This is a genomic window from Paracoccus sp. MKU1, from assembly GCF_001447385.1.
GTDB lineage: Bacteria > Pseudomonadota > Alphaproteobacteria > Rhodobacterales > Rhodobacteraceae > Paracoccus.
Genome location: NZ_LLWQ01000095.1, coordinates 1 through 921, shown reverse-complemented (window position 1 = coordinate 921; position 921 = coordinate 1). Strand labels below are relative to the sequence as shown.

The window sequence follows — 921 nt, the reverse complement described above, 5'->3', positions numbered from 1 at the left end:
CCAGCTTCTCAGCCATGTCGATCGCCCCCGGTGCATCATGACGGTGACAGCCTGGCATAATGCCCGCCGCAGGTTCACATCGCCGGCCTTGGTGATCCCGCCCGAGACATCGCGCTCACCCGACTGGTTGCGTGAAGGTGTCAAACCCACCCAAGGCCCGACCTTCTTCGAAGATGTGAAGCGAGCGGGATCATCGACAGCTGACCGGTAAGTCAGGGCCACGACCGCGCCAATCCCGGGCATCGACATCAAGCGATGACAGACTGGGTCTTCATGGGCGAGTTGTCGAACACGGCGTTCCAGCCCTGCCAATTCACACCGGAGAGATGCACGCGCCCGGAGCATTGGTTCTGTCGCATCCTCCAACATTGGGTTGCCTGCAGCCAATTCCCGGATGCGGTGTTCGAACCGGCCACGGGAGATCGCGCCAACCTTCAGCCCGAAGTTCCGCAGCAGACCCCGCAAGGAAAGTTCCAGAGCGATGAAGCTCTGCTGCACAGCCTTACGAGCGCCAAGCAGGGCGCGAACTTCTTGGGCCGAGACAGATTTGTAGTGAACTGGCCGGAACCAGCCGAGGTGAAGCAAACGGGCGATACCTTCGGCGTCTCGCCGATCCGTCTTGATCGGCATGGCCTTCAGGGCGCCCTTCACCTGCCGGGTTTCCATCAGCACGACAGGCTGTCCGGCCTCGGTCAGCCCGCGATGAAGCCACTGCGACAAAGGACCAGCCTCGAGCCCAATAGCGGCGATGCTTCCATCCTGCTCACCGATCCAGCGTAGCAGCGCCTCAGGCTCGCTGGCCACCTGAGCCTCCCTGACAATCCGCCCATGTTCGCTGATCGCGCAGATCGCGATTTTCTCCAGCGATACATCCAATCCAACAAACAACTTCATCCCGCAGTCCTCCTCCTGGATCCGATA

The 921-nt window shown here is 61.1% G+C and carries 1 protein-coding gene; it reads right to left on the bottom strand.

Going from position 1 to position 921, the window contains the following annotated elements; all coding sequences use genetic code 11:
- On the bottom strand, positions 1–894 hold an 894-nt coding region (locus AQY21_RS06250; RefSeq protein ID WP_058096898.1), incomplete at its 3' end, for an IS110 family transposase.
- Positions 895–921: the final 27 nt, after the last annotated feature.